23 protein-coding genes and 1 tRNA gene are annotated in these 26,628 nt (G+C 71.7%); 12 read left to right on the top strand and 12 right to left on the bottom strand.

The window, feature by feature from the left end; all coding sequences use genetic code 11:
- The first annotated feature begins 179 nt into the window (after positions 1-179).
- Positions 180-824 (top strand): phosphoribosylglycinamide formyltransferase, encoded by a 645-nt coding sequence (gene purN / locus ACFXKZ_RS32805; protein ID WP_380005291.1) that lies wholly within the window; start codon positions 180-182, stop codon positions 822-824.
- Positions 821-2,413 (top strand): bifunctional phosphoribosylaminoimidazolecarboxamide formyltransferase/IMP cyclohydrolase, encoded by a 1,593-nt coding sequence (gene purH, locus ACFXKZ_RS32800; RefSeq protein ID WP_380005289.1) that lies wholly within the window; start codon positions 821-823, stop codon positions 2,411-2,413. Before purN ends, purH begins: the two co-directional genes overlap by 4 nt.
- 84 nt (positions 2,414-2,497) lie before the next feature.
- Here purH and ACFXKZ_RS32795 read toward each other — a convergent pair whose 3' ends face one another.
- Complete coding sequence (locus ACFXKZ_RS32795; protein ID WP_380005287.1) at positions 2,498-3,145, bottom strand: RDD family protein; 648 nt, start codon at positions 3,143-3,145, stop codon at positions 2,498-2,500.
- A 238-nt stretch (positions 3,146-3,383) separates the two neighbouring features.
- Here ACFXKZ_RS32795 and ACFXKZ_RS32790 point away from each other — a divergent pair, with 238 nt between their 5' ends.
- From ACFXKZ_RS32790 to ACFXKZ_RS32780, 3 genes are all read left to right on the top strand, one after another.
- Positions 3,384-5,573 carry an FUSC family protein gene (locus ACFXKZ_RS32790; protein ID WP_380005285.1) on the top strand — a complete coding sequence of 730 codons (2,190 nt, stop codon included), beginning with the start codon at positions 3,384-3,386 and terminating at the stop codon, positions 5,571-5,573.
- Positions 5,570-6,427: a bifunctional methylenetetrahydrofolate dehydrogenase/methenyltetrahydrofolate cyclohydrolase gene (locus ACFXKZ_RS32785; RefSeq protein ID WP_380005283.1), complete on the top strand. Its 858-nt coding sequence runs from the start codon at positions 5,570-5,572 to the stop codon at positions 6,425-6,427. The genes ACFXKZ_RS32790 and ACFXKZ_RS32785 overlap by 4 nt, the downstream gene beginning before the upstream one ends.
- Before the next feature lie 80 nt (positions 6,428-6,507).
- Positions 6,508-6,885, top strand: coding sequence for a DUF3017 domain-containing protein (locus ACFXKZ_RS32780; protein WP_380005281.1), 378 nt, complete (start codon positions 6,508-6,510; stop codon positions 6,883-6,885).
- A gap of 52 nt (positions 6,886-6,937) precedes the next feature.
- Here ACFXKZ_RS32780 and ACFXKZ_RS32775 read toward each other — a convergent pair whose 3' ends face one another.
- Positions 6,938-8,326, bottom strand: coding sequence for a glutamine synthetase (locus ACFXKZ_RS32775; protein WP_380005279.1), 1,389 nt, complete (start codon positions 8,324-8,326; stop codon positions 6,938-6,940).
- A gap of 263 nt (positions 8,327-8,589) precedes the next feature.
- Here ACFXKZ_RS32775 and ACFXKZ_RS32770 point away from each other — a divergent pair, with 263 nt between their 5' ends.
- Positions 8,590-9,579, top strand: a complete 990-nt coding sequence (locus ACFXKZ_RS32770; protein WP_380005277.1) for a malate dehydrogenase — start codon at positions 8,590-8,592, stop codon at positions 9,577-9,579.
- 30 nt (positions 9,580-9,609) lie between these two features.
- Here the strand turns inward: ACFXKZ_RS32770 and ACFXKZ_RS32765 are convergent, their stop codons facing one another.
- A complete protein-coding gene (locus ACFXKZ_RS32765; protein WP_380005275.1) occupies positions 9,610-11,094 on the bottom strand; it encodes a PLP-dependent aminotransferase family protein in 1,485 nt (494 codons plus the stop codon).
- 47 nt (positions 11,095-11,141) lie between these two features.
- On the opposite strand from ACFXKZ_RS32765, the gene ACFXKZ_RS32760 reads away from it, so the two are divergent.
- Positions 11,142-11,645: a carboxymuconolactone decarboxylase family protein gene (locus ACFXKZ_RS32760; RefSeq protein WP_380005273.1), complete on the top strand. Its 504-nt coding sequence runs from the start codon at positions 11,142-11,144 to the stop codon at positions 11,643-11,645.
- A gap of 95 nt (positions 11,646-11,740) precedes the next feature.
- Here the strand turns inward: ACFXKZ_RS32760 and ACFXKZ_RS32755 are convergent, their stop codons facing one another.
- The gene (locus tag ACFXKZ_RS32755) at positions 11,741-12,685 is read right to left on the bottom strand and encodes an ADP-ribosylglycohydrolase family protein (RefSeq protein ID WP_380005270.1); all 945 of its coding nucleotides are present in this window, start codon (positions 12,683-12,685) and stop codon (positions 11,741-11,743) included.
- A 209-nt stretch (positions 12,686-12,894) separates the two neighbouring features.
- On the opposite strand from ACFXKZ_RS32755, the gene ACFXKZ_RS32750 reads away from it, so the two are divergent.
- Positions 12,895-13,389, top strand: a complete 495-nt coding sequence (locus ACFXKZ_RS32750; protein WP_380005268.1) for a MarR family winged helix-turn-helix transcriptional regulator — start codon at positions 12,895-12,897, stop codon at positions 13,387-13,389.
- A 651-nt stretch (positions 13,390-14,040) separates the two neighbouring features.
- On the opposite strand, the gene ACFXKZ_RS32745 is transcribed toward ACFXKZ_RS32750, so the two are convergent.
- The gene (locus ACFXKZ_RS32745; protein WP_380005266.1) at positions 14,041-15,333 is read right to left on the bottom strand and encodes a cytochrome P450; all 1,293 of its coding nucleotides are present in this window, start codon (positions 15,331-15,333) and stop codon (positions 14,041-14,043) included.
- The gene (locus ACFXKZ_RS32740; RefSeq protein WP_126637519.1) at positions 15,330-15,563 is read right to left on the bottom strand and encodes an SCO4848 family membrane protein; all 234 of its coding nucleotides are present in this window, start codon (positions 15,561-15,563) and stop codon (positions 15,330-15,332) included. The genes ACFXKZ_RS32745 and ACFXKZ_RS32740 overlap by 4 nt, the downstream gene beginning before the upstream one ends.
- A gap of 107 nt (positions 15,564-15,670) precedes the next feature.
- Here ACFXKZ_RS32740 and ACFXKZ_RS32735 point away from each other — a divergent pair, with 107 nt between their 5' ends.
- The gene (locus tag ACFXKZ_RS32735) at positions 15,671-16,879 is read left to right on the top strand and encodes a D-alanyl-D-alanine carboxypeptidase family protein (RefSeq protein WP_380005264.1); all 1,209 of its coding nucleotides are present in this window, start codon (positions 15,671-15,673) and stop codon (positions 16,877-16,879) included.
- A 563-nt stretch (positions 16,880-17,442) separates the two neighbouring features.
- On the opposite strand, the gene ACFXKZ_RS32730 is transcribed toward ACFXKZ_RS32735, so the two are convergent.
- The 3 genes from ACFXKZ_RS32730 to trpS form a co-directional block, all read right to left on the bottom strand.
- Entirely contained in the window at positions 17,443-18,462 is a 1,020-nt protein-coding gene (locus tag ACFXKZ_RS32730; RefSeq protein WP_380005262.1) for a YihY/virulence factor BrkB family protein, read from the bottom strand.
- Positions 18,463-18,537: 75 nt separating this feature from the next.
- Entirely contained in the window at positions 18,538-19,080 is a 543-nt protein-coding gene (locus ACFXKZ_RS32725; RefSeq protein WP_380005260.1) for a 2'-5' RNA ligase family protein, read from the bottom strand.
- Positions 19,081-19,090: 10 nt separating this feature from the next.
- On the bottom strand, positions 19,091-20,119 hold the full coding sequence (gene trpS, locus ACFXKZ_RS32720) for a tryptophan--tRNA ligase (RefSeq protein ID WP_380005258.1): 1,029 nt from the start codon (positions 20,117-20,119) through the stop codon (positions 19,091-19,093).
- A gap of 336 nt (positions 20,120-20,455) precedes the next feature.
- Here trpS and ACFXKZ_RS32715 point away from each other — a divergent pair, with 336 nt between their 5' ends.
- Together ACFXKZ_RS32715 and rocD are read left to right on the top strand one after the other, a co-directional pair.
- A complete protein-coding gene (locus ACFXKZ_RS32715; RefSeq protein WP_380005256.1) occupies positions 20,456-21,370 on the top strand; it encodes a dimethylarginine dimethylaminohydrolase family protein in 915 nt (304 codons plus the stop codon).
- A gap of 176 nt (positions 21,371-21,546) precedes the next feature.
- On the top strand, positions 21,547-22,818 hold the full coding sequence (rocD, locus tag ACFXKZ_RS32710; protein ID WP_380005254.1) for an ornithine--oxo-acid transaminase: 1,272 nt from the start codon (positions 21,547-21,549) through the stop codon (positions 22,816-22,818).
- An 85-nt stretch (positions 22,819-22,903) separates the two neighbouring features.
- Here the strand turns inward: rocD and ACFXKZ_RS32705 are convergent, their stop codons facing one another.
- From ACFXKZ_RS32705 to ACFXKZ_RS32695, 3 genes are all read right to left on the bottom strand, one after another.
- A complete protein-coding gene (locus ACFXKZ_RS32705) occupies positions 22,904-24,382 on the bottom strand; it encodes an ATP-binding protein (RefSeq protein ID WP_380005252.1) in 1,479 nt (492 codons plus the stop codon).
- Between the two features lie 197 nt (positions 24,383-24,579).
- A complete protein-coding gene (locus ACFXKZ_RS32700; protein WP_101897050.1) occupies positions 24,580-25,182 on the bottom strand; it encodes a TetR/AcrR family transcriptional regulator in 603 nt (200 codons plus the stop codon).
- Between the two features lie 58 nt (positions 25,183-25,240).
- Entirely contained in the window at positions 25,241-26,218 is a 978-nt protein-coding gene (locus tag ACFXKZ_RS32695) for an acyl-CoA desaturase (protein ID WP_380005248.1), read from the bottom strand.
- Positions 26,219-26,518: 300 nt separating this feature from the next.
- Between ACFXKZ_RS32695 and ACFXKZ_RS32690 the strand changes: the two genes are divergently transcribed.
- A tRNA-Gln gene (locus ACFXKZ_RS32690) sits at positions 26,519-26,591 on the top strand.
- Positions 26,592-26,628 lie beyond the last annotated feature (37 nt).

Below are 26,628 nucleotides of genomic sequence, written 5' to 3'. Positions count from 1 at the left end.
CACCCCGCCGGTTCGGTACTGCCTACCCCCTGACGCTATCGTTGCCGACGTACGGGCGCCGCTCCGTGTTCCCGCCTCTTGTCGGGGAACGCCCGCCGGACCCGTGCGAGATCCCGGCGAGAGCCCGAATCCCTTGGGTGCCCCTCCCGCCCTTCCCTTCCGGAAAGAGCTTGAAAGCAGTGGCCGTTCACGCCCCGCGCACCCCCGGGCCGGCCCGGCTCGTCGTCCTCGTCTCCGGCTCCGGCACCAACCTGCAGGCCCTGCTCGACGCGTGCGCGGATCCCGCGTACGGGGCGCGCGTGGTGGCCGTGGGCGCCGACCGCGACAACATCGCGGGGCCGGCCCGCGCCGAACGCGCCGGTGTACCCACCTTCGTCGAACGGGTGTCCGACCACCCCACCCGGGCCGACTGGGACGCGGCGCTCGCCGCCGCGGTCGCCGCGTACGAGCCCGACCTGGTCGTCTCGGCCGGCTTCATGAAGATCCTGGGCCCGCGCTTTCTGGCCCGCTTCGAGGGACGCACCGTCAACACCCACCCCGCACTGCTGCCCTCGTTCCCCGGCGCGCACGGCGTCCGGGACGCGCTCGCGTACGGCGCCAAGGTGACCGGCTGCACGGTGCACCTCGTGGACGCCGGCGTGGACACCGGGCCGATCATCGCTCAGGGCGTCGTCGCGGTCGAGGACGGCGATCACGCCGACGGCGGCGAGGCGTTGCACGAGCGCATCAAGACTGTCGAGCGCACCCTGCTCGTCGAGGTCGTGGGCCGGCTGGCCCGCGAGGGCTACCGCATCGAAGGAAGAAAGGTCCGGATCCCCGCATGACTTCCGCCGCCCCCACCCCCACCCCCACCCCCGCCGACCAGGACGGGCTGCGCCCGATCCGTCGCGCGCTGATCAGCGTGTACGACAAGACCGGCCTGGAGGAGCTGGCCCGCGGCCTGCACGCCGCCGGGGTCGAACTGGTCTCCACCGGCTCCACCGCCGGCCGGATCGCCGCCGCGGGCGTGCCCGTGACCAAGGTCGAGGAGCTGACCGGCTTCCCCGAGTGCCTGGACGGCCGGGTCAAGACGCTGCACCCGCGTGTGCACGCCGGCATCCTCGCCGACCTGCGCCTGGAGTCGCACCGCGCGCAGCTCGACGAGCTGGAGATCCGGCCGTTCGACCTGGTCGTGGTCAACCTGTACCCGTTCACCGCGACCGTCGAGTCGGGCGCCACGCCGGACGAGTGTGTCGAGCAGATCGACATCGGCGGGCCCTCGATGGTGCGTGCCGCGGCCAAGAACCACCCGTCCGTGGCCGTGGTGACCAGCCCGGACCGCTACGCCGACGTGCTCGCCGCGATCGAGGCCGGCGGCTTCGACCTCGCGCAGCGCAAGCGGCTCGCGGGCGAGGCGTTCGGCCACACCGCCGCGTACGACGTCGCGGTCGCGTCCTGGTTCTCGAGCAGCTACGCCCCGGCCGACGACGAGGGCTTCCCGGCCTTCCTCGGCTCGGTGCGGCGCCGCGAGAACGTGCTCCGCTACGGCGAGAACCCGCATCAGGCCGCCGCGCTCTACGTGGATGGCACCGGCGGCCTGGCCGGCGCCGAGCAGCTGCACGGCAAGGAGATGTCCTACAACAACTACCAGGACACCGACGCGGCCCGCCGCGCCGCCTACGACCACGAGCAGCCGTGCGTGGCGATCATCAAGCACGCCAACCCGTGCGGCATCGCGATCGGCGAGACCGTCGCCGAGGCGCACCTGCGGGCGCACGCGAGCGACCCGCTGTCCGCCTTCGGCGGCGTGATCGCGGTCAACCGGCCGGTGAGCGTGGCGATGGCCGAGCAGGTCGCGGAGATCTTCACCGAGGTCATCGTGGCGCCGGGCTACGAGGACGGCGCGGTCGAGGTGCTGGCCCGGAAGAAGAACATCCGGGTGCTGCGTGCGCCCGAGGCGCCCGCCACGCCGGTCGAGTTCCGCCAGATCGACGGCGGGTTGCTGCTTCAGAACGCCGACCGCTACCAGGCGCCCGGCGACGACGCGGCCACCTGGACGCTGGCCACCGGCGAGCCGGCCGACGCCGAGACGCTGCGCGACCTGGTGTTCGCCTGGCGGGCGGTACGCGCGGTCAAGTCCAACGCGATCCTGCTCGCGACCGGCGGCGCGACCGTCGGGGTGGGCATGGGCCAGGTCAACCGGGTCGACTCGGCCCGGCTCGCGGTGCAGCGCGCCGGCGAGCGGGCGGCCGGCTCGGTGGGCGCGTCCGACGCGTTCTTCCCGTTCCCCGACGGCCTGGAGGTGCTGATCGAGGGCGGCGTCAAGGCGGTCGTGCAGCCGGGCGGCTCGGTCCGCGACGAGCAGGTGGTCGAGGCCGCGCGCGCGGCCGGCATCACCATGTACTTCACCGGGACCCGGCACTTCTTCCACTGATCCGGTCCGACCGACCGGCGGCCCCGGACACACGCGAGGCGCGACCCCGAACGGGGCCGCGCCTCGCGCGCGTCGGTGGGGGGTTCAGACCTTGACCACGACCGTCGAGCAGACCTTGTCGGCGAAGGTCTGCTTCTTGTCGTCCCACAGCGGCCACAACAAGCCGAGGAAACACGTGATGATGTCGAGGAAGTGCGAGATGGCGCGGACGATGGCCATCCCGAAGCCGGCCGGCATGCCGTCCCGCTCGCGCAACACCTTGATCCCGACCGCCTTCTTGCCGATCGTCTGACCGGTCTTGCCCTGGCGGTAGAGCTGGAAGAGACCGAACAGGAACGAGAGCACACCGCCGACGACCATCAGCACGATCGGCCCGGACCCACCGTCGTAGGTGGTCGTCTCGCTGCCGTCGAGGTTGCTGGTGGTCTCGGTCTTGTCCATGTACATCCCGAACCCGATGTAGTACGGGATCATCACCGGCAACATGACGAGCCAGTCCAGGAGCGCCCCACCGACGCGCCGACCCCAACTCGCGCAGTAGTCGCCGAGATTCTGCGGCGGCCCGTAGCCGTACGGCTGGGCGTAGCCGGCCTGCTGACCGTAATCGGGCTGGCCGTACGCCGGTTGGCCGTAGGCAGGCTGACCGTAACCGGGCTGTTGGCCATAGCCCGCGCCTTGGCCCTCGGCGCCGTACCCGGGCGGCGGGCCGTACGGACCCGGAGGTTGGGACATGTGGAACTCTCCCCTGAGAACGCGCGCACACCCGTGCGCGACGCCGGTGACCCCCGGGCATGTCGACGCGCGAGCGCCGTGTTCGAGCCCGGCGTCGCCCCCACGACCCGAGAGTCCATTGGAGGCGGCACCTTATACCGAAGTGGTTGGCGCCGGGTAGGTCCCCGCCGGTTCGGTGAGCGGGATCATGCGCGAGTGGGACTTGGCATTCCCGGCGAAACGTGCGTTGCATGGGAGCATGCAGGATCAGGCGACCCCGGGACCCCATCCGGAACGTGCACCCCTCGCGTTGCCGCCCGGGCCCTCGGCGGACCCGAACGGGCCGCCGACGTTGCCTCCGTTCCCGGCGGTGCATCCGCCGGAGCTGGGCCCGCAGAACCAGATCAGGCCGCTGGTCACGCTCACCGGGAAGGGTTTCACCTGGGCCGCCGGGATCCGCGCCGCGCTCGGCGTCGGCATCCCCTTCGCGATCGTCACCGCCACCCTCGGCCTCGGCGACGCCACCTTCGCCGCGCTCGGCGGCTACACCGTCCTGTACGCGGCCAAGGAGCCCTACGCGCGTCGCGGTATCACCCTCGCGCTGGTCGGCCTGGGCCTGGCCGTGTCGCTGATGCTGGGCTCGCTCGCGGCCGGCACGCCGCTGTTGTACGTCCCGGTGATCACCGTGGTGGCCGGCGTCGCCACCTTCCTGTGCGGCGCGCTCCAGGTGGACCGTCCCGGCGGGTACATGTTCACCCTGGTCTGCGCGATGGGCGCGTTCCTGCCGCACCAGCCCGACCGGGTGCTCGAACGCGGCGCCCTCGTGCTCGCGGGCGCCGCCGGGGCCTGGCTGGTGTCGATGTCCGGCTGGCTGGTGCGCCCGCGCCACCCCGAGCACCTGGCGCTCGCCGCCTGCTTCGAGGCGCTGGCCGACTTCTTCGCCGCGATCGGCGACCAGCCGAGCGACGCCGCCCGGCACCGCGCCTCCGAGACCGTGCACAGCGCGTGGGTGACCGTGCTGCGCGCCGACACCAGACACAACCGGCGCACCGGTGAGGCCCGCCGCCTGCGGGTGTTGTGCCGACGCGCGCTCGACCTGTTCCAGGCCGCCCAACTGCTCGCCGTCGAGCGGGACCGGCCGCTGCCGGCGGAGATCACCGAGACCGTGCGCGCCCTGGCCGGCGCCGTCGGGCGGCCCACCCTCGTCCCGGTGCTGCCCGCGGTGCTCGCCGACACCGAGACCGACGCCGAGCGCACGCTGCGCACCGCGCTGCGGGCCGCCGCCGCGGCGGCCGGGCAACCCGCGGTCAAGGAGGGCGAGATCATCCCCGGCCGGCGGCCCAGCGCCGGCGAGCGGCTGCGCGCCGCGTTCGACCGGTCATCGCTGGTGCCGCCGACCGCGCTGCGCACCGGCCTCGGCGTCGGCTCGGCTGCGCTCGTCGCCGCGCTGCTGCCGGTGGTGCACCCCGTGTGGGTGGCCATCGCGGCCGGTGCCGCGCTCCAGGGCGGCAATGTCGTGCTCGACTTCGGCCGGGTGCTGCAACGGGCGATCGGGACCCTGCTCGGCGTCGCGGTGATCGCGCTGTTCTTCCACGACCTGCGGCCCGACCAGTGGCTGGTGGTGATCGTCGTCGCCCTGCTGTTCGGCGCCACCCAGACGGTGATCGCCCGCAACCTCGCCGTGGGCGCCGCCTGTGTGACCCCCGTCGGCCTGTTCCTGGCCGCCGCCGGCAGCCCCGGCGCGCACGTGGGCGACCTGGCCGCCACCCGGATGATCGACACCGTGCTCGGCCTGACGGTCGGCTTGGTCGCGAGCCTGGTGTTGTGGCCGCGTGCCTCGGCCACCCGGCTGCCCCGGCAGCTGGGCCGGGCCATCCGCGCCGAGGCGATGTTGCTGCGCGCCACCGTCACCGGGCAGATCGTCGACGATCCGGCCTGGGGCAGTACCCGCCGGGCGGCGCGCCGCGAACTGATCGACCTGTGGAGCGTGTACGAGTCCGCGCTCGGCGAGATCACCGGCCGGCACCTGGACGCGGAACGCCTGTGGCCCGCCATCGTCACCGCCCAGCGGCTGGGCTACCGGCTGATGACCGCGCCCGAGACCTACCGCACGGATCCGCCCGAGCCGATCCCCGAGGACGACCTGGCCCGACTCGACGCCTACGTCGAGGAACTGGCCTCGGCCGCCGAGGAGCGCCGCCCCCCGACCCTGCCCGAACTCCCGGATCTGTGGGGGTATCCGGTATTGCGGCAACACCTCAAGCGGCTCGGCCGGGTGATCACCCGTGCGAACGAACCGGTGGCGGCCCGACCCCTGCCCGCGTTCGTCCGGCGGCGCATCCTGGCCCCGCCGGCGCGGCTGCTGTACGGGGTCCGCCGCACGGCCGGCCCGGATACGGGACAATCGCAACGACCGGCCCGGAACCGTGGACCAGGAGAGACAACTTGAAGGCGCAGATCCTCGACGGCAAGGCCACCGCCGCCGCCATCAAAGCCGAACTGGCCGTACGGGCCGAGGCCCTGAAGGCCCGCGGCATCACGCCGGGTCTGGGCACCGTGCTCGTGGGCGACGACCCCGGCAGCCACTCGTACGTGCGCGGCAAGCACCGCGACTGTGCCCAGGTCGGCATCGCGAGCATCCAGCGCAACCTGCCCGCCGACGCGACGCAGGACCAGGTCGAGGACGTGGTCCGCGAACTCAACGCGGACCCCGCCTGTACCGGCTACATCGTGCAGCTGCCGCTGCCCCGGCACCTGGACGCCAACCGGGTCCTGGAGCTGATGGACCCGGACAAGGACGCCGACGGCCTGCACCCGACCAACCTCGGCCGGCTGGTGCTCGGCCAGGAGGCGCCGCTGCCGTGCACGCCGCGCGGCATCGTGGAACTGCTGCGCCGGCACGACATCGAGATCAACGGCGCGGAGGTGTGCGTGATCGGCCGGGGGGTCACCGTCGGCCGCCCGATCGGCCTGCTGCTCACCCGCCGGACCGAGAACGCCACGGTGACCCTGTGCCACACCGGCACCAAGGAGCTGCCGTTCCACGTGCTCCAGGCCGACATCGTGATCGCCGCCGCCGGGGTGCCCGGACTGATCAGCGCCGACATGGTCAAGCCCGGCGCGGTGCTGCTCGACGTGGGCATCACCCGCACCGAGCACGGCCTGGTCGGCGACGTGCACCCGGAGGCGTACGAGAAGGCCGCGTGGGTCGCGCCGATGCCCGGCGGGGTGGGTCCGATGACCCGCGCGATGTTGCTCACCAACGTCGTCGAGGCCGCCGAGCGGCAGGTCACCGGTCTGTGACCCGGCCGCGACGGGCCCGGGGCCGCACCGCTTCGGGCCGGTCGCGGCATCGCTCGCCCTGTCGATGAGAGGTGGACGTGGTGGCAACGACTCGGGGGCGACGCAGGGACGGCAGGAGGAAGGATCCGGGCACCTTCCCGCCCGAGGGCGGCGGCTCGCCGACCGGCCCCGGGCGGCTGCGCGAGTGGCCCGCGACGGTGGTCTTCGGCTGCCTGTTCGCCGCGCTGCTGACCGCGGCGCTGAGCGGGTTCCGTCCCGCCGCGATGATGGTCGCCGGGACCTTCCTGGTCGCCGCGCTGTTGCGGGTGTTCGTGTCCGACGTGGGGGTGCTGGCGGTCCGCAGCCGGTTCACCGACGTGGCCATGATGCTGTTCTTCGGCGGCGCGGTCCTGCTCCTGGGGCTGAGCATCCCGGAACCGCTGGTCGACCTGCCGTGGGTGCCCAAGCGCACCGGCTAGGACCGGCCGTACCGGCGCGTCCGGGTCCGACCCGGGCGCGGCCGGGTCGGGTCTAATACAACCGGCGCGCCTCGGCGGCGATCTCGCTCGGGGTCATCCCGGCGGAGCGGGTGATCTCGGCTCGGCGGACCGCGGTGATCGCGTCGAACAGGGTTTCGCCCAGGGCCTCGCGCAGCACCGTGCTCGCCTCCAGGGCGGCCAGCGCCGCCGCGGGGGAGCCGGGCAGGCGCGGTACGTCGCCGGCCGTCGAGGGGTCGCCCGGCACCTCCACCGGCAGCCGCAGTCCGTCCTCGAGCCCGGCCAGACCGGCCGCGATCACCGTGCCGACCACCAGATACGGATTGGCGGTCGCGTCGAAACACTTGAGTTCGGCGTTCGCGGTGTGCTGCCGCTCGCCCGCCATCCCGGTGACCAGCCGCATCGCGGCCTCGCGGTTCTCCAGGCCCCAGCAGCGGTACACCCCCGCCCACTGGGCCGGGACCAGACGCAGATGACTGGCCGCGCCGGGCGCGCCGATCGCGAGTAGCGCGGGCAACTCGCGCAGCACACCGGCCAGGAACGCCTCGCCCTCGCGGGTCAGCCCCTGCGGCCCCTCACCCCCGTGGCACAGGTTCGTCCCGTCGCGCCACGGCGAGAAGTGCAGGTGCGCGCCGTTGCCCACCTCGCCGGGCACCACGCACGGGGCGAAGCTGACCGCGTGCCCGTGCCGGGCGGCCACCGCCCGGATCGTCTCGCGCACCAGGACCGTGGTGTCCGCCGCGCCGACCGGGTCCTCCGGGGCGACGGACACCTCCAGCTGGCCGGCCGCGTATTCCGGATGCACCTGCAACACGCGCACGTCCTGCGCGGCGAGCGCGCGGATCAGCTCGCGCAGCTGGGCGGACACCCGCACCACCCGGGTCATCCCGTACGCGGCCTTGTGGAAGGCGGGCACGAAGCGGCCGGCCGCGTCCTCGGTGCCGGTGACCCACTCGACCTCGAAGCCCATCCGCAGCGACAACCCGCGCAACCCGGCGCGGGCGGCCATCCGCCGGGCGAAGGTGCGCTGGCAGCCCGCGTACGGCACGCCGTCCTGGGTGTAGCGGTCGCCGGGCGCCCAGGCCCAGCCCGGCTGCGCGGCCAGCGGGCGCAGCGCCGTCAGGTCGGGGACCAGGCGCAGATCGCCCGCCGGACCGCCGACCAGGTTGCCCGCGGTGATCGAGTCGTCGGCGAGGAACACGTCGAACACGGGGGAGAAGCCCACGCCGTGCACGGCGACCGCGTCCAGGCGGGAGTACGGGACGGTCTTGACCCGGGTGATGCCCGCGTTGTCGACCCAGCCGAGCGCCACCGCGTCGATCGGGTCGACCGACGCGCCCTCGACCACAGGTGCGATCGGCGCGAGCGCGGGTTCCGGCACCGCCGCCGGGATCGACGCGACGCGGTCCGGTGACATGCACATCGGGATCACCCTTCGAGGCCGTGCGACTTCGATCCGTCACGAACCTACCGGCCGATTCCGCCGAAACGGAAACCGGCGAACCCGACGCACCCCGGCGGAGCGGGTGAGCCCGGATGCGCGGCCGGGGCGAACCTCACACCGGTGGGTGGCCGAGCCGCCCCGGAGGCGGGGGTAGTGTGGCCGCGAAAAGTATCTCGATGCCGAGCTACCGGCGGACTGCCATCGGCGTCGGATCCCGCCGCAGCAGAGGAGACCCGCGCGCAATGTCCCGTACCCCCGTCAACGTCACCGTCACGGGCGCGGCCGGTCAGATCGGCTACGCGCTGCTGTTCCGCATCGCCTCCGGTCACCTGCTCGGCCCCGACACCCCGGTCCGCCTGCGCCTCCTGGAGATTCCCCAGGCGGTCAAGGCCGCCGAGGGCACCGCGATGGAGCTCGACGACTGCGCGTTCCCGCTGCTCGCCGGGATCGACATCTTCGACAACCCGACCGACGGTTTCGCCGGCGCCAACGTGGCTCTGCTGGTCGGCGCCCGCCCCCGCACCAAGGGCATGGAGCGCGGCGACCTGCTGGCCGCCAACGGCGGCATCTTCAAGCCGCAGGGCGAGGCGATCAACGCCGGCGCGGCGGACGACATCAAGGTGCTCGTGGTCGGCAACCCGGCCAACACCAACGCGCTGATCGCGCAGCAGCACGCGCCCGATGTACCGGCCGAGCGCTTCACCGCGATGACCCGCCTGGACCACAACCGCGCGCTGACCCAGCTCGCGAAGAAGGCCGGCGTCGCGGTCACCGACATCGCGAAGCTGACCATCTGGGGCAACCACTCGGCCACCCAGTACCCGGACATCTTCCACGCGCAGATCGCCGGCAAGAACGCCGCCGAGGTGGTCGACGACCGCACCTGGCTCGCCGACACCTTCATCCCCACCGTTGCCAAGCGCGGCGCGGCGATCATCGAGGCGCGCGGCGCGTCCTCGGCGGCGTCCGCGGCCAACGCGGCGATCGACCACGTGCACACCTGGGTCAACGGCACCGCCGACGGCGACTGGACCTCGATGGGTGTCGTCTCGGACGGCTCCTACGGTGTGCCCGAGGGCCTGATCTCGTCCTTCCCGGTCGTCTGCAAGGACGGCAAGTGGGAGATCGTCCAGGGCCTGGACGTCAACGAGTTCTCCCGGGCGCGGATCGACGCCTCGGTGCAGGAGCTGGCCGAGGAGCGCGACGCGGTGCGCGAGCTGGGCCTGATCTGAGTCGGAGCCGGCGCCTTCGCGGCGCCGGCCTCACGCGGAATCGACCGGGGGCGGGCCGAACGGCCCGCCCCCGGTGTGTTCGGGGAGCCGGGCGCGCCCGGGCGCGGTCCGCGGCCCGAACAGCTCGGCCAGTGCGGCGACCAGGGCCTCCAGCGTGCCGGCGAAGGCGGCCGCGGTGGGCGCCGCATAGCCGACGACCAGCCCCGGCGGGTGCTCGGCGTACGGGGCCCGGTGGTACCAGCCCATGCGGTGCACCGCCACGCCGCGCCGGGCCAGCAGCGCGCGCGTCTCCTCCTCGCCCGGGCCGCCCTCGGGCAGTTCGAGCCGCACCTGCAGGCCCGCCGCGATGCCGCACACCCGTACGGCCGGCACCCGCCGGGCCAGCTCCGCGACGAGCCGGTCGCGGCGGTCGCGGTAGGCCAGGCGGGCGCGGCGCACGTGCCGGTCCAGGTCGCCGGCGGCGATGAACTCGGCCAGGGTGAGCTGGTCCAGCGTGCCCACCGTCAACTCGGGCCGGTCGCGGACCGCGAGCAGGTCGTCGAGCAGGTACGGCGGCACCACCAGCCAGCCGAGCCGCAGGCCCGGCGAGAGCATCTTGCTCGCGGTGCCCGCGTACACCACGTGCTCGGCGCCCAGACCCTGGAGCGCGCCGACCGGGTGGCGGTCGTAGCGGAACTCGCCGTCGTAGTCGTCCTCGATCACCACGCCACCGGTCTCCGAGGCCCAGCGCAGCGCCGCCGCGCGCCGGTCCGGGTGCAGCGGCACGCCCATCGGGGCCTGGTTGGCCGGGGTCAGCACGATCGCGTCCGCGTCGCCGGCGGTGTCGATCCGGGCACCCTGCCCGTCCACCCCGACGGCGCCGACCTCGACGCCGGTGCGGGCCACGATCTCGCGCAGGAACGGCAACCCCGGGTCCTCCATCGCGATCCGGCGCGCACCGCGGGCGGCCAGCGTGTGGCCGAGCAGGTACAGGCCCTGCGTGTAGCCCGCGCACACCACGATGCGATCCGGCCGGGTGCGCACGCCCCGGACCCGGCCGAGATAGTCGGCCAGGCGCTCGCGCAGTTCGATCCGGCCGCGCGGGTCGGCCTGCGGCCAGAACGCGTCGGGTCCGGCGGCGGCCAACGCGCGTCGCTGGGCCGCGGCCCAGCGGGCCCGCGGGAACGCGGACAGGTCCGGGCGTCCGGGCCGCAGGTCGAAGCGCGGGGCCGAGGCGCGCGCGTACACCGGCACCGGCACCGGGTCGGCCGGGCGTTCGGCGACCAGGGTGCCGGCGCCCCGGCGGGCGATCAGATAACCCTCGGCGACGAGTTGGGCGTACGCCTCGGCGACCGTGTTGCGGGCCATCGCCAGATCCACGGCCAGGGCGCGCGAGGAGGGCAGCCGGGTGCCGGGGGCGAGCCGGCCGTCCACGATCGCCGCGCGCAGCGCACGCTCCAGTCCGATCCGGCGACCGCGCACGGGGCCGGGTTCCAGGTACAGATCCACATCGCCGATGGCCCAGGAACTCCGCATGGGATTGGACCTTAATCGTGGTCCGATCCGTACGTACGGTCGTGGTCATGAGCATTCAGGAAGTGACCGAGGAAACCCCCGTCGCCGGCGACCCGGCCCGACTGCCCCTCAAGCCCCTGCACGGCGCCGCGTACAAGGCCGCCATCGCGCTGAGCAAGGCGGCGGCCGAGGGTCTGGACCCGATCGTCGCGGAGCTGATCAAGATCCGCGCGTCGCAGATCAACGGCTGCGCCTACTGCGTGGACATGCACACCAAGGACGCCCGCGAACTCGGCGAGACCGAGCAGCGTATGCACGCGATCCCGGTGTGGCGCGAGACGCCGTTCTTCACCGCCCGCGAGCGTGCGGTGCTGGCCCTGACCGAGGCGGTCACGCTGCTCACCGAGGGCCACGTGCCGACGCCGGTCTGGGACGAGGCGGCCAAGTACTTCGACGACGTGGAGATGGGCCAGATCGTCTGGTCGATCGCCGCGATCAACACCCTCAACCGGGTCGGCGTCGCCACCCGCGCATGGGTGGCGGGCTCGTACCGTCCCGACCTGGCTCGTTGACGGATCCCGCGCCGCGCCGCCCGGACCTGGCGCACTGACGGATCCCGCTCCGACCGCGGGGGCGGAGCGGGATCCGCGGAGTGTCCCCGGTCCGGTCAGGAGCGGGTCGGCGTCGCCGTTCCGCCGGTGTCGACCCAGGTCGGGATCGGCTCGCGCGCGGTGAGCCAGGGTTCCGGGATGTCGGCCAGGGCGGTGCGGGAGGCGACGACGCCCGCGGTGATCGCGCAGGTGGTGTCGACGTCGCCCATGCCGGTCGCGGTGTGCCACAGGGCCTCCGGGAGGGAGTCCTGGTGGTGGGCGGCGGTCCACAGGGCGAAGGGGACCGTGTCGGGGGCGCTGATCCGCGAGCCGTTGCCCAGTACGCCCGTCGCGTGCCGGACCGAGGCGTGGGCGGGCAGCCGGGAGGCCGCCCGCAGGCCCGCCGCCACGTCGCTCTTTGGCGTGTGTCCGGCCACCTCGACCAGGAACTCCACCGGATCCGGGGCCGCTTCGCCCCGCCCCCGAGTCGCCAGCGCCGCGGCGATCGCCACCGCGACCGCTCCCGCCACCGCCTCCGGATGCGCGTGCGTGGTCTCGGCGGACCGCTCCGCCGCGGCCGCCACCACCGCGAGCCCGTCGTCGGCGAACCACGCCCCCAGCGGCGCGACCCGCATCGCCGCGCCGTTGCCCCACGAGCCCTGGCCCTCGAACTGGCGGCGCGTCACCTCCCGCCACGGCTCGCCCTCGTGGATCGCGCGCAGCACGCCGTGCATCGACGGGCCGTAGCCGCGATACGGATCTGCCTCGTACGACGCGGCGAAATGCGCCGCGAGCGCGTCCTGGTCCACCGCGTCGCACAGGTGCAGGATGCGCAGCAGCGAGAGCGCCATCGCGGTGTCGTCGGTCCAGTACCAGAGGCGGGCCTGCGGGGCGATGCGGCCGGTCAGCCGCTCGGCGAGCTCGGCGCCCCGGTAGCCGAACCACTGCTCGCCGAAGGCGTCGCCGAGGGCCAAACCGTGCAGGGAGCGCGCCGCGTTCGCGACACGTCGGGTGCGGTCCATGCGCCCCACCCTGCCGGCCGGCGCGGCCCGGAGACCAAGGGATTACCGTGCCGGGACGCCGACTTCGCCGTCTCGGCACGCGGGTTCCGGCCCTTCTTGGTGCGGTACGGCCATAAGGTGGCCGCATCCTCTCGGAACATGACGGATATTGCTGATTCTTATCTCGACATCAAGAGGCTCGGCATCGAACGATTCGCTAGAATGACCTCATGAAAGACGAGGTCGACCGGCTTGTCGCGGCATGGAAGCGGGAGCGCCCCGACCTCGACGTCGAACCCCTCGAAGTACTGAGCCGGGTGACCCGACTGGCGCGGCACCTCGACCGTGCCCGGCGTACCGCCTTCTCCGCGCGCGACCTCGAACCGTGGGAATTCGACGTGCTCTCCGCGCTGCGCCGCGACGGCGCGCCGTATCAGCTCTCGCCCGGCCAGTTGCTCACCCAGACGCTGGTCACCTCCGGGACGATGACGAATCGTATCGACCGCCTCGCGGCCAAGGGCCTGGTGTTGCGCCTGCCCGACCCCGACGACCGGCGCGGGGTGCTGGTCCGGCTGACCGACGACGGCCGGGATCGGGTCGACGCGGCGATGGCCGAGTTGCTGGAACACGAACGGGCCATCCTGGCCGGCCTGACGGTCGATCAGCAGGCGGCGCTGGCCGGGTTGTTGCGTTCGATCGTCGCGCCGTTCGACAACCACGCCTGAAACAAACCTCTTTGACCATTTCATGGTCGGGATTCACTCTAAGTGATCAAATGTGTCAAGGACCCGTTGTGTGTCGGGAACGACGCCCTGTAGACAAGTCCCTGTTGGGAGCGAGACCGCAAGGGTTCGCCTCGGGGAACAGGAGCAGGGCATGACCTCCACCATTCACCCGGTTCGCAGTACGCGGCGCCGTCGGCCCACGCCCGCCGACCTCGCGGCACTGACCGGGCACGACTAGCCCGGGACGCGGGGGGTCGGGGGCTAGGAGCATCGTCCGGATCCGCGAAGGCGTCTTGGGGAAGTAACGCCGGAGCGGACGAGTGACGGTGATCCGGGGGGTGGAACGCTGGGGGCGTGGGGGTGGCGAGCACCGGGATGTGAGGTGGGGGAACGCGCGCAGGGGGACTCGAAGGCTGGGGGACGGGTGGGGAAACCCGGGGGTGGGACCGGGGCGGGATCGGGATGGGACCAGGGGCGGGGTCGGGGCGGGGACCAGGGGTGGGAAGACCGGGGTCGGGGGCGATTCGGGGAGAAGGGTGCTCGGGTACAGGCGGGGCGGCGGGGTGACGGATGACGATCCGTCACCCCGCCGCCCCACGTCCGCCCCGATCCACCGGAGACGAACCGCCTTCCGGTCGAGCGCACTTCGGCTCAGCCGCCCGCAGGCCCACCCGCCGCGCGGCCGTCCGTCTCCGCGGTGAACGTCACCGGCAGCCGCTGCAGGCCACGCATGATCAGCCCGCCGCGCCACCGCAGTTCGTCCGCCGGCAGCGCGAGCCGCACATCGGGTAGCCGGCGCAGCAGTGTGCCGATCGCGATCTGGCCCTCGAGCCGGGCCAGCGGTGCGCCGATGCAGTAGTGGATGCCGTGCCCGAAGGCCAGGTGCTGGTTGTCCGCGCGGGCCGGATCGAGCAGGTCGGGCGCGGGGAACCGGAGCGGGTCGCGGTCGGCCGCCGCGAGCACCACGAGCACCGGCTCGCCCGCCGGGATCCGGGTCCCGCCGATCTCCACCTCGGTGGTGCTGAACCGCCACGTGGCCACCTCGACCGGGCCGTCGTAGCGCAGCAGTTCCTCGATCGTGGGCGCGAGCAGTTCGGGATCGGCCCGGAGCGCGAGCCGTTCCCGGTCGTGCGTGAGCAGCGTCAGCAGCCCGTTGCCGATCAGGTTGACCGTGGTCTCGAAACCGGCGAACAGCAGGATGAAGGCCATCGCCGCGGCCTCGTCCTCGGTCAGGTGTTCGCCGTGGTCGCTCGCCCGGATCAGCCCCGAGATCAGGTCGTCGTCCGCGTCGGTGAGCGTCGCGCGTTTGCGGTGGATCAACTCGGCGAGATACGTACGCATGTGCCGCACCGCCCGGGCCACCCCGCCGCGCGGCCCCGAACCGTGCCGGATCATCATCCCGGCCCAGGTGCGGAAGTCCGCCTGATCCTCGTCCGGCACACCGAGCAGGTCGCAGATCGCGTAGATCGGCAGCGGGAACGCGAAGTCGTGGATCAGGTCGGCCTCGCCGGTCCGGGCGAAGTCGTCGAGCAGCCGGTCCGTCAGGGCCTGTACGCGCGGGCGGAACTCCTCGGCGCGGCGCGGCGTGAACGCCTTGGACACCAGGCGGCGCAGCCGGGTGTGGTCCGGCGGGTCGAGGTTGAGCAGATGTGCGCCCACCCCCGAGCGCTGCTCGCCGGGCACGCCGACCTTGCCCTGCTTCCAGGCCGCCTCCGACCGCCGCGGATCCTTGCTCAGCCGCTGATCGGCGAGCGCCTGCCGGGCGTCGGCGTATCGGGTGACCAACCACGCCTCGACCCCGCTGGGCAGCGTGGTGCGGTGGACCGGCGCGTACTCGCGCAGATGCGCGTACGCCGGATAGGGATCGGCGATGAACTCTCGGGTGAACAGCTCGGGCCCGGCCGGCACCGGATGCGCGGGGCAGCCCGCGGGGTCGTCCGTCACGTCCGCGACGTCCGTGTCGCGCGCAGCCCCTTGATCCCGAGCCAACCGATCGCGTTGCCCGCCGCGAACGAGACGATCGTCAGTGCCAGGTGGATCAGGAAGAACGCGGTCGGGCCGTCGTTCCAGGAGCGGTCGTCGGCCCAGATGTTCCTGAGGAAGTTCGGCCACAGGATCCAGCTCCAGACGCCGAACAACACCAGACAGGCGGATGTACCGCGGCCGATCCTCAACGTGAAGCACCCGTTTCCCGGTCAAAAGTTCAGCAAATTTGTCCCGGTTCAGTATGCGGCGGCGCGGTCGCCGAACCTCAGCCGGGGGCCGCCAGTACGCTCATCGCATGTCTTACTGGTTCCGGGCTTCTCGCAAGCCGGCCGTCGCGTGCGCGGGGGCGATCGCTTTCGTGTTGGGTTCCGCCTCGATGGCGCAGGCCGCCCCGGGCACGCCGGAGCCGCAGCCCCCCGCGTCGATGTCGGATGTGGGTGGCGCGCGCTTGGCCCAACCGGGTGTACAGAGCGACCTGCCGCCCGGGAGCCCGCCGCCGCCCGCCGTCGAGGGCTACTCGTGGGTGGTCGCCGACGCGGAGACCGGGAAGATCCTGGCGGCGAAGAACCCACACTGGAAGTTGCCGCCGGCCAGCACGCTGAAGATGTTGTTCGCGGACACGGTGCTGCCCAAGATCGACCGCAACACCACCCACCAGGTGGCGCCGGCCGAGCTGCGCAATCTCGGCGAGGGCAGCAGCCTGGTCGGGATAAAGGAGAACGAGACCTACAAGGTCGAGGACCTGTGGCGCGGGGTGTTCCTGCGTTCGGGCAACGACGCGGTGCATGTGCTGTGCGCGATGAACGGTGGCGTGGACACCACCGTGCGGCAGATGAACGAGCGGGCCAAGCAGCTTCAGGCGGGCGACACCAACGTGGTCTCGCCGGACGGCTACGACGCGCCGGGGCAGGTCTCCAGCGCGTACGACCTCGCGCTGTTCGCCCGTGAAGGGCTCAAGAACAACGACTTCCGCTCGTACGCGAGCACCAAGGTCGCCGACTTTCCCGGTGTCGCGGGGGCCAAGTTCCAGATCCAGAACACCAATACGATGCTGGGCCAGTATCCGGGCATGCTCGGTGTCAAGAACGGCTACACCACCAACGCCGGGAACACCTTCGTCGGCGGCGCGCAGCGCGGCGGGCATACGTTGCTCGTGAGCATCATGCACGTCGAGGGCAAGGGCAAGACGTACGAGGACACCGGGAAGCTGCTCGACTGGGGCTTCGCCGCGATGGCCCAGGCCAAGCCGGTCGGCATGCTGGTGGAGCCGTTGGCGGCGTCGGGGGACAAGAACGACAAGGGCACGAAGGCGGCCGACGGGAAGCCGGGCGACGCCAAGACCGCGAAGGCGTCGGCCGCCTCGGACGACGGCGGGTTCGACTGGGTGTTGTGGGCGGGGCTCGGGGTGCCGGCGGCGCTGGTGGTGGGCGGCGGCGTGCTGTTCGCCCTTCGGCGGCGCGAGGGGGGTTCGGGCGTGCGGTTCGAGGACGACATCCTGCCGTAGGGGTGGGGCGGCCTCAAACGCCGGCCGGGCTGCGGTGGTCGGCTTCGCCGACGTGCTGGGGTTCGCGGGTGGCCTCAAGCGCCGGCCGGGCTGAAGGGGTTGGCTTGGCCGACGTGTTGCGGTTCGCAGGTGGCCTCAAACGCCGGCCGGGCTGGGGTGGTTGGCTTTGCCGGCGTGCTGGGGTTCGCGGGTGGCCTCAAACGCCGGCCGGGCTGAAGGGGTTGGCTCTGCCGACGTGCTGCGGTTTGCAGGTGGCCTCAACGCCGGGTGGGCTGGGGTGTATGGCTTCGCCGACGTGCTGGGGTTCGCGGGTGGCCTCAAGCGCCGGCCGGGCTGGGGTGGTTGGTTTCGCCACGATTCTTGGCTTTTACCGATGGGCTCAAGTGCCGGCCGGGCTGGGGTGGTTGGTTTCGCCACGATGCTTGGCTTTTACCGATGGGCTCAAGCGCCGGGCGGGCTGAAGGGGTTGGCTTTGGCGATGTGTCGGGGTTCGCGGGTGGGCTCAAGTGCCGGGTGGGATGGGGTGGTTGGCTTTGGTGGTGTGCTGTGGTTTGTAGGTGGGCTCAGGTGTCGGTTGGTGGGTGGTTTCGGGTGAAGCGTTCCAGGAGGATGCCCAGGGTGGCTGTGCCGGCTACCGCCAAGGCGTAGGTGCGGATGGGGTGGGTGGGCTTGGGTTTGTATTTGGACAGGTCCAACGGGGGTTCTGCGGCGGCCTTTTCGGCGGCGGCCTCGATGTTGTCCGCGGCTTCCCCGGCCTCCTGGGCGTTGGCCGTCCAGGCCGCGCAGAACAGGAGCAGGCGGATCACGAAGTAGATCCACAGCAGCAGTGCCACCGGGACGCCGAACGCGCCGTACGCGCTCTTGCCCGCGACCCCCGCGATGTACGACGACACCAACAGCTTCAGCAACTCGAAGCCGACCGCCCCGATCAACGCACCCTTGATCGCGACCGAGCGGTGCATGGTCAGTCGCGGCATCCCCACGAGCAGGTACAGGAACAGCACCACGCTCGCGCCGACCGCGACAGCGAATGCGGCGATCTGCAGCAGGACCCGGCCGACCGGCTGGTGTTCGAGCCCGATCGAGTCGGAGACGTGCCGGATCACCACCGTCGCGAACGTGGACGCGCCGACCGACAACGCCAACGCGAGCCCCAGGCCGATCAGTACGCCGACGTCGGCGATCTTGCGCACGACGACGTTGCCCGGCTCCTCCTCCACATCCCAGATCGCCCGGATGGAGGAACGCGTCGCATCCACCCACCCCGTCCCGGACACCAGGAGCAGCGCGCCGCCGATCACCCCGACCGCGCCCGCGTTGCGCACCAGCGCGTCCAGGTCCAACTTGTCGGCGATACCGGGGATCTGCTCGGAGATCTTGTTCTGCATCCGGCGGACCTGGGAGGGGTCGAGTGCCGCGGCCACCACCGCCGCCGCGAGCGTGATCAACGGGAACAGCGACAGGAACCCGTAGTAGGTCACCGCGGCGGCGAGTCGATTGCCCTGTCGATCGCCATAGCGCGAATAGGCCCGCCAGGTGGGGCCGATGATCGGGATCCTCGCCAGCCGCTCCTTGATCGCCACGGATGACTGCTGCCCGCCCGACGCCCTGCCCACACGCGACTCCACTCTGTGACGTCCCGCGCGGCCGGGACGGCATCACACGGGCAGCGGACCTGGCAACGATTGGCCGAACGCGAAGTCACGTTGCGGGCGCCACACCCCGTCCGTGCCGTGCTCGTACAGGCTGAAGCCCCAGATCGGGAAGACCGCGTCGTAGTCGACGAGTTCCGCGAACGCCAGGTCGAGCATGTGATCGGGCAGGTGATGCGCGACGGTCACATGCGGGTGGTACGGGAAGTGCAACTCGCGCTCCAGCGGCCCGGATCGCACCGCGGCCTCGATCCGCTCGCACTCCGGGATGCCGCGCGCGACCTGGACGAATACCACCGGCGAGGTCGGTCGGAACGTACCGGTGCTGCGCAGGTGTATGTCGAACGGGGCCTCGCCGGCGGCGACCGCGCGCAGGTGCTCCTCGATCTCGGCCATCGCCTCGTCGGCCACCTCGGTCGGCGGCAGGAGGGTCACGTGGGTCGGGATGGCGTTCGCGAGCGGATCCCCGAACCCGGCGCGGCGAGCCTGCAACTCGCTGCCGTAGGGCTCGGGAATCGCGATCGACACTCCGATGGTGCGCTTGGCCATGTGCTGCGCCTCAGCCTCCCGACCGGCCGGTGACCGGGGGCAGGAAGCCGACTCGGTCGTAGGTCTCGGCGAGCGTCCGCGACGCCACCTCGCGGGCCTTGTCGGCGCCCCGGGCGAGAACGGCGTCCAGCTCGGCCGGGTCGTCCAGGTAGCCGCGCACCCGCTCCTGGAACGGGGTGACGAAATCGACCAGCACCTCGGCCACCTCCTTCTTCAGGTCGCCGTAGCCGCGACCCGCGAAGCGCTCCTCCAGCATGGGGATCGAGGTGCCGGAGAGCGCCGAGTGGATGGTGAGCAGATTGGACACCCCCGGCTTCTCCGTCTCGTCGAAGCGCACCTCGGTGCCGGTGTCGGTGACCGCGCTGCGGATCTTCTTCGCGCTCGCCTTGGGGTCGTCGAGCAGGTTGACGATGCCCTTGGGCGTCGAGGCGGACTTGCTCATCTTGATCGTCGGGTCCTGGAGGTCGACGATCTTGGCCGTCTCCTTGACGATGAACGGCTTGGGGACGGTGAACGTCTCGCCGAACGTCGAGTTGAACCGCTGCGCGATGTCGCGGGTCAGCTCCACGTGCTGGCGCTGGTCCTCGCCGACGGGGACCGCGTCGGCCTGGTAGAGCAGGATGTCGGCGACCTGGAGCACCGGGTAGGTGAACAGGCCGACGGTGGTGCGGTCGGTGCCCTGCTTGGCGGACTTGTCCTTGAACTGGGTCATCCGCGCGGCCTCGCCGAAGCCGGTCATGCAGTTCATCACCCACGCGAGCTGTGCGTGCTCGGGTACGTGGCTCTGCACGAACAGGGTGCAGCGGTCCGCGTCCAGACCGGCAGCGAGCAGCTCCGCGGCGGAGATCCGGGTGCGCTCGCGCAACTGCTTCGGGTCCTGCGGAACGGTGATCGCGTGCAGATCGACCACCATGTAGAAGGCATCGTGGCTGTCCTGGAACGGCACCCACTGCCGGATCGCGCCCAGGTAGTTACCCAGGTGGAACGAATCCGCGGTCGGCTGGATTCCGGACAGAACACGGGGACGCGTCGAGGCCATGCCGCCATTCTCTCAGGCGCGTGACGTGGTTCCGGTCAGGGGAGCCACGCGACGTCCGCGCGGGGCGCACAACAAAGCGGGTGAGCGCCCGGGGAAATGCGCAACGATCGTGCGGTATGGGACAACGCAGCCGCCTTTACGCCTCCGGTGGCGGCAACCTAGGCTGTCCAGGGCCGACACAGAGGGTCGCCGACCGCCTATCCACGGTGACGATCGGGTGCGGCCCCGGCCTGCCGCCGACTGCACGGCATCACCATCGGCAGGGTCGGACGGGCGTGGGCCGCGGAAATCCCGGGCGCGCGCCTGCCGCCGCCGTCCGCGAGAAGGGGATATCGCGTGCGCCTCACCTCGCGCTGCGGTCGATCGGGCCGTTCCGACCTGCGGTCGGAGCACATATCGCCCGGAGCCGAGCGGGCGCGGGTGTCCCGACAGCGGCGACGCGGCTTCGTCGCCCCGCGGGCGGCCGAACTGCGGCACTACGTGATGTGTCCGCCGGTCTATCTGGACGAGACGCCGCCGGCGACCGGGTTCACGGCGCGCACCACGACCGCGATGGGTCAGTGGGAGCGGTTGCGCGCGGTGTTGATCGGGCTCGGGCATCGGGTGAGCCTGGTGCCGGGCCGACCGGGGCTGCCCGACATGGTCTTCGCCTCGCGGGCGGCGACCGTGGTGGGCAGGCGGGTGCTCGGCGCACGGCCGCGGGCGGCGGCGCGGTCGGCCGCGACGCAGGCGTATCTGGAGTGGTTCGCCCGGCACGGCTTCCGCTCCGCGCTGGAGCCGGTGTTCGTCCACGAGGGCGAGAGCGACCTGATCCCGGTCGGCCCCCGGCTGTTGGCCGCGGTGGGGCCGTCGACCGAGGTGGCCGCGCATGCCGAGGCGCAGGCGTTCTTCGGCCTGCCCGTGGTCCCGCTGGAGTTGGCCGACCCGCGTTTTCCCCGACTCGGCTCGGCGCTGACCGTGCTGGGCGGGCACACCGCGGCCTACTACCCGGGGGCGTTCACCCCGACCGCGCTGCGCCGGCTGACCCGGGTGTTCCCGGAACGGATCGAGGTGGACGAGGCGGACGCGGTGGCGCTCGGCCTCGACGCGGTCTCCGACGGGCGCAGCGTGGTGATGGGCGACACGACACCCGCGCTCGCCGCCCGGTTGGCGGAGCGGGGATTCCGTACGATCGAGCTGGACATGTCCGCATTCGCGGCCCACGGCGCGAGCGTGCGCGGTTGCGTCCTGGAACTGCGCGCCGCCCGTTGATCCGCCGTCCCCGCGGGGTATCCCGTCCGTACCCACCCGGGTGACTTTCCTCCGTCTTGTCGTTGCTTGCGGGATTTCCTCGCCTTCGTACCGAACCTCCTCCCGGCATCTCCCGGTATCGCCGTTCTCCACTCTCGTAGCGATTCCACGGCTCTCCACCGTTGCGAAAGGACGTCATGAGCACGCAGCACACCCCCGTCCCCTCCTCCCCCGAGCACAAGTTTGGGGTCGGTCGCCCGGGCGGCCCCGGTGCCGAGAGCACCCGACTGATCGCGTTGGCCGAGGAGCACAGCGCGCACAACTACCACCCGCTGCCGATCGTGGTCGCCGAGGCGCACGGCGCCTGGATGACCGACGTCGAGGGCCGGCGCTACCTGGACATGCTGGCCGGGTATTCCGCGCTCAACTTCGGGCACGGCAACGCGCGCCTGATCGACGCCGCCAAGCGGCAGTTGGACCGGGTCACGCTGACCAGCCGGGCGTTCCACAACGACCGCTTCGCGCCGTTCTGCGAGCAGCTCGCGGAATTGGCGGGCATGGAGATGGTCCTGGTGATGAACACCGGCGCGGAGGCGGTGGAGACCGCTGTCAAGACCGCGCGCAAGTGGGGCTACGAGGTCAAGGGCGTGCCGGACGGGCGGGCCAGGATCATCGTGGCGGCGGGCAACTTCCACGGCCGCACCACCACGATCGTCAGCTTCTCCACCGACGAGGAGGCGCGCCGGCACTTCGGCCCGTACACCCCGGGCTTTGACGTCGTGCCCTACGGCGACGCGGCGGCGCTGCGCGCGGCGATCACCGACGACACGGTGGCGGTGCTGCTCGAGCCGATCCAGGGCGAGGCCGGTGTGCTGGTCCCGCCGCCCGGCTACCTGGCCGAGGTGCGCCGGGTCACCGCCGAGCGCGACGTGTTGTTCATCGCCGACGAGATCCAGTCCGGGCTGGGCCGCACGGGCCGCACGTTCGCGTGCGAGCACGAGGGTGTGGTGCCCGACATGTACATCCTGGGCAAGGCGCTCGGCGGTGGCATCCTGCCGATCTCGGCCGTGGTGTCGTCCCGTGCGGTGCTCGGTGTGTTCGCCCCCGGCGAGCACGGCTCCACGTTCGGCGGCAACCCGCTGGCCTGCGCGGTGGGCCTGGAGGTCCTGGAGATCCTGCGCTCCGGCGAGTTCCAGCAGCGCTCCGCCGACCTCGGCGACCACCTGCACCGCGAACTCGCCGCGCTGGTGGGCCACTCCGTGACCACGGTCCGCGGTCGCGGCCTGTGGGCGGGCGTCGACATCGACCCGGCACACGGCACCGCACGCGACGTCTCCCAGGCCCTGATGGACCGCGGCGTCCTGGTCAAGGACACCCACGGCCAAACGATCCGCATCGCCCCACCCCTGGTCATTTCCAAGGACGACCTGGAATGGTCCCTCGACCAACTGCGCGCGGTATTGGGCTGACCCCCCACCCCGCCCCCGACGGCCGCGGAGTCCCCGAAACTCCGCGGCCGTCACCGCGCCACAGGGCGCGACGCCGGCGCCGACCTCAATGCGACGTCGGGCCGTACAACGTGTCGAGGTCGACGAGTCGGATGTCGGGGTCGGCCGCGGCGGCGGCACGGGCCTTGTCGTTGAAGCCGGCGCCGCTGAAACAGAGGAGCCGAGTCTCGCTCGTGTCGTAGCGGCCGGCCTGCCGGACGAGGTCGCGAATGGCGCGGAGACGATCGATGTGCGCGATGCCGATCGTGTCGTTCCACTTGGCCTCGCCGATCGCGAGCAACGGTGGTCTGCCGCCGTCGGCGATGCCGATGACGGCGACGTCGACCTCGTGGCCGACCCGAGCCTTGGCGTCGTGCACGACACCGTGCCCGACCCGCGCGGGCAGGCCGCCGATCAGGTCGGGATCGGCATGGTGCAGGGTCCAGTCGCGACACACCTGCTCGTAGTGCGGCCCCAGGACGTTGCTCGCGAAGCGACGGCGACTGGCTTGCCAGACCCGACGGGCACTTCCGGGGCGTTCCAACTGGTCCCACACCGGTCGCATAATGGCGTGGTAAAAGGCGATCAGCGGCTCGGCGATGCGGTAGGTGGACCGGTTGTCGCGGAAGACGTCGGCGTCACGGTGGAGCAGTCCGGCGTCCTCGAGGACGTTGATCGGGTGCGAGATGTCGGTGGCCTTGCGTTCGAGGTAGCCGGCCACCCCGCCGCGGGTGCCGTTGCCGTCGGCGACGGCCGCCAGGACGGACCGGTACAGGCCGGTGTCCCGTAGATCGGGTTCCTCGGCGAGCAGGTAGCGGGCCTCGCGAAAGAGCGGCGTCTCGGGATTGAGCACCGTGCGCACGACCCAGTCGTCGAAGTCCTCGGGCCCGGTGGGCGAGTCGCCGCGCGCGAACTCGCGCCGATAGGCCGGAGTGCCTCCGACGATCGCGTTCACCTGCATGGCCAGTCGCGGATCGCTGATGTCCCAAAAGCGCGCGGCGAGCCGGTGGTCGAGTGGACGGATGATCAGTTCGAGGCCCGCACGACCACGCAACGGCGCGTTGCCGGACAGAAGTTTCCCCATGAACGACAGGGCCGATCCGCACAACAGCACTCGCGCTCGGGACGCGGTGCGTTGCTCCCGCAGAGGTCGAAATGCTTCCTGAAGTACGGAAGGCAACTCCGGATTGGCCCTGGCCAGATAGGGAAACTCGTCGATGACCACGGGCACGGGGCGCTCCGCGCCGAGGGCAAGGAGCACGTCGACGGCCTCGAACCAGTCGGCGAAGTGATACGGGCTCGCAGGTCGGACATGGGCGGTGAGAGCCGCGCCGATCCTGCGCAGGGATTCGACGTCGGTGGCCTCGGTCGCACCGAAGTAGAACCCGCCCGCCGCCCGACAGGCGGCGTCCAGAAGAAACGTCTTGCCCTGGCGGCGACGCCCGGAGACCACCCCGAGCGTGGCGCCCGGCTGCGTGTCCGTGATGAACCGACCCAGCGCCGACCACTCGTGATCGCGATCGAACATCTCGACGGGTTTGTCCACCGGTCCTCGCAGTTATAGAAGTACAGTTCTAAGAAGCGTACCTCTACAAGCATGGCTACGAATGGTATCGCCGGGGATACTGTTCGTAGCGACACCATCTTCGGCGGCACCCGATCTGCCGCACGGCAATCGCACGCACGAGACGGGGACCGCCCCAGGGGCGTCCCCGTCTCACATGCCGAAGACCCCGGATCGGGTCACGAGCTGCGGCGGCCGACCAGTCTCGGCTTCGGTTCGATGCCGGACAGGCCGTTCCAGGCCAGGTTGACCAGATGGGCCGCGACGTCGGCCTTCTTGGGGCGGCGGACGTCGAGCCACCACTGGCCGGTCAGGGCGACCATCCCGACCAGCATCTGGGCGTACATCGGGGCCAGCTTCGGGTCGTAGCCGCGCGACTTGAACTCCAGGCCGAGCACGTCCTCGACCTGCGAGGCGATGTCGCTGATCAGCGACGCGAAGGTGCCCGTCGACTGGGCCACCGGCGAGTCCCGGACCAGGATGCGAAAGCCGTCGGTGTTCTGGTCGATGTAGTCGAGGAGCGCGAAGGCGGCCTGCTCCAGCAGCTCCCGGGGGTGGCCGCCGGTCAGCGCGCCGGTCACCCCGTCGAGCAGCGCGCTCGTCTCGCGGTCCACGACGACCGCGTACAGCCCTTCCTTGCCGCCGAAGTGTTCGTAGACCACCGGCTTCGACACACCGGCCTTGTGTGCGATCTCCTCGACACTCGTCGCGTCGTAGCCACGCTCCGCGAACAGCGTTCGACCGATGTCGATCAACTGCTCCCGGCGCTCTTTTCCGGTCATGCGCACACGACCGCCGCCGCGCGGTGCACTCCGCCTGCTGGTCTCGGTCACTGCCCCATCATGCCGCGCGCCGTGCGGCGACCCGCTCCCGGTCCGGCCAACGCACGTCCCAGACCCAGCCCAGCTTCTCCATCCAGCGGATCGTGCGAGCGCTGCTGTCGAGCTGACCGCGCAGCACCCCGTGCCGAGCGCTGGTCTGGTCCGCGTGGTGCAGGTTGTGCCAGGACTCGCCCATCGACGGGATGGCCAGCCACCACACGTTGCCGGAACGGTCGCGCGACTTGAACGGACGCTCGCCCGCCGCGTGGCAGATCGAGTTGATCGACCACGTCACGTGGTGGAGCAGCGCGACCCGGACCAGGCCGGCCCAGAAGAACGCGGTCACCGCGCCCTGCCACGACCACGCCCACAGCCCGCCGACCAGCGCGGGAGCGCCCAGCGAGACCGCCACCCACAGCGGGAACTGGCGGGAGACGCGAATCATGTCGCGGTCCTTGAGCAGGTCGGGCGCGTACTTTTCCTGCGAGGTCTGCTCGACGTCGAACAGCCACCCCATGTGCGCCCACCACAGGCCCTTGGACAGCGCGCCGACGCCGGTGCCGTAGCGCCACGGCGAGTGCGGGTCGCCCTCCTTGTCGGAGAACTTGTGGTGCTTGCGGTGGTCGGCCACCCAGCGCACCAGCGGCCCCTGTACGGCCATGTTGCCCGCGATCGCCAGCGCGATCCGGACCGGGCGCTTGGCCTTGAACGACCCGTGGGTGAAGTAGCGGTGGAACCCGATGGTGATCCCGTGGCCGGTGATGGCGTACATCACCACCGCGAGCACCACGTCGCGCCAGGACAGCCCCCATCCCCAGGCGACCGGCACGGCTGCCACCAGCGCGAGGAACGGGACGCCGATGAAGAGCGCCAGCGCGATCTGCTCGGCGGCGTGCTTGCGCTCGCCGCCGAGCGTGCCGCGGGTGGCGGAGTCGGCGGACTTCCGCTCGGCTTCGAGCACGCCGGCGCCGGTGGAACCGGAGGAGGAAACGGTCATAGGGATTCCCTCGGATCGGGGACAGGCAACGCTACGGCGACGTAACCTACGGAGCCGTAAGTTCCGTCAGTATGGCAGGTCATGAGCGGAAAGCGAGGGGTCTGTACGCCTTCTCATTCTTGCCTTGCGCACCCCGAGGAGGACGTTTTCCAGGTGTGTCCGCGAGCATGCCGACGGCGCTTCGGCGATCTTGGGCCCGGTTTCCGGGGGGTTATTCGCGCACGGGATGCCGGGGGGCCGGCATAGTGGGTGCCGTGAAAACGGGATGAACCCGCTGCTCAGGCGGAATGCCCGATTCATTCCGCTATGGTGTAACTCGGCAGCACACGGGGTTTTGGTCCCCTTGGTCCAGGTTCAAATCCTGGTAGCGGAGCCCTTCGGTCGTGCAGGCCGCATCGGCGCGTGGAGGC

This window comes from Embleya sp. NPDC059237, from assembly GCF_042754105.1.
In the GTDB taxonomy this organism is placed as follows: Bacteria; Actinomycetota; Actinomycetes; order Streptomycetales; family Streptomycetaceae; genus Embleya.
The sequence above is the reverse complement of the archived record's forward strand: the minus strand, read 5'-3'. Positions and strand labels throughout refer to the sequence as shown.

What these genes read in the sequence shown, in the direction of transcription:
- purH (WP_380005289.1), top strand. Translation starts at nt 821, where the DNA reads ATGACTTCCGCCGCCCCCACCCCCACCCCCACCCCCGCCGACCAGGAC.
- ACFXKZ_RS32795 (WP_380005287.1), bottom strand. Translation starts at nt 3,145, where the DNA reads ATGTCCCAACCTCCGGGTCCGTACGGCCCGCCGCCCGGGTACGGCGCC.
- ACFXKZ_RS32790 (WP_380005285.1), top strand. Translation starts at nt 3,384, where the DNA reads ATGCAGGATCAGGCGACCCCGGGACCCCATCCGGAACGTGCACCCCTC.
- ACFXKZ_RS32775 (WP_380005279.1), bottom strand. Translation starts at nt 8,326, where the DNA reads ATGTGCATGTCACCGGACCGCGTCGCGTCGATCCCGGCGGCGGTGCCG.
- ACFXKZ_RS32770 (WP_380005277.1), top strand. Translation starts at nt 8,590, where the DNA reads ATGTCCCGTACCCCCGTCAACGTCACCGTCACGGGCGCGGCCGGTCAG.
- ACFXKZ_RS32765 (WP_380005275.1), bottom strand. Translation starts at nt 11,094, where the DNA reads ATGCGGAGTTCCTGGGCCATCGGCGATGTGGATCTGTACCTGGAACCC.
- ACFXKZ_RS32760 (WP_380005273.1), top strand. Translation starts at nt 11,142, where the DNA reads ATGAGCATTCAGGAAGTGACCGAGGAAACCCCCGTCGCCGGCGACCCG.
- ACFXKZ_RS32755 (WP_380005270.1), bottom strand. Translation starts at nt 12,685, where the DNA reads ATGGACCGCACCCGACGTGTCGCGAACGCGGCGCGCTCCCTGCACGGT.
- ACFXKZ_RS32750 (WP_380005268.1), top strand. Translation starts at nt 12,895, where the DNA reads ATGAAAGACGAGGTCGACCGGCTTGTCGCGGCATGGAAGCGGGAGCGC.
- ACFXKZ_RS32735 (WP_380005264.1), top strand. Translation starts at nt 15,671, where the DNA reads ATGTCTTACTGGTTCCGGGCTTCTCGCAAGCCGGCCGTCGCGTGCGCG.
- ACFXKZ_RS32725 (WP_380005260.1), bottom strand. Translation starts at nt 19,080, where the DNA reads ATGGCCAAGCGCACCATCGGAGTGTCGATCGCGATTCCCGAGCCCTAC.
- trpS (WP_380005258.1), bottom strand. Translation starts at nt 20,119, where the DNA reads ATGGCCTCGACGCGTCCCCGTGTTCTGTCCGGAATCCAGCCGACCGCG.
- rocD (WP_380005254.1), top strand. Translation starts at nt 21,547, where the DNA reads ATGAGCACGCAGCACACCCCCGTCCCCTCCTCCCCCGAGCACAAGTTT.
- ACFXKZ_RS32700 (WP_101897050.1), bottom strand. Translation starts at nt 25,182, where the DNA reads ATGACCGGAAAAGAGCGCCGGGAGCAGTTGATCGACATCGGTCGAACG.
- ACFXKZ_RS32695 (WP_380005248.1), bottom strand. Translation starts at nt 26,218, where the DNA reads ATGACCGTTTCCTCCTCCGGTTCCACCGGCGCCGGCGTGCTCGAAGCC.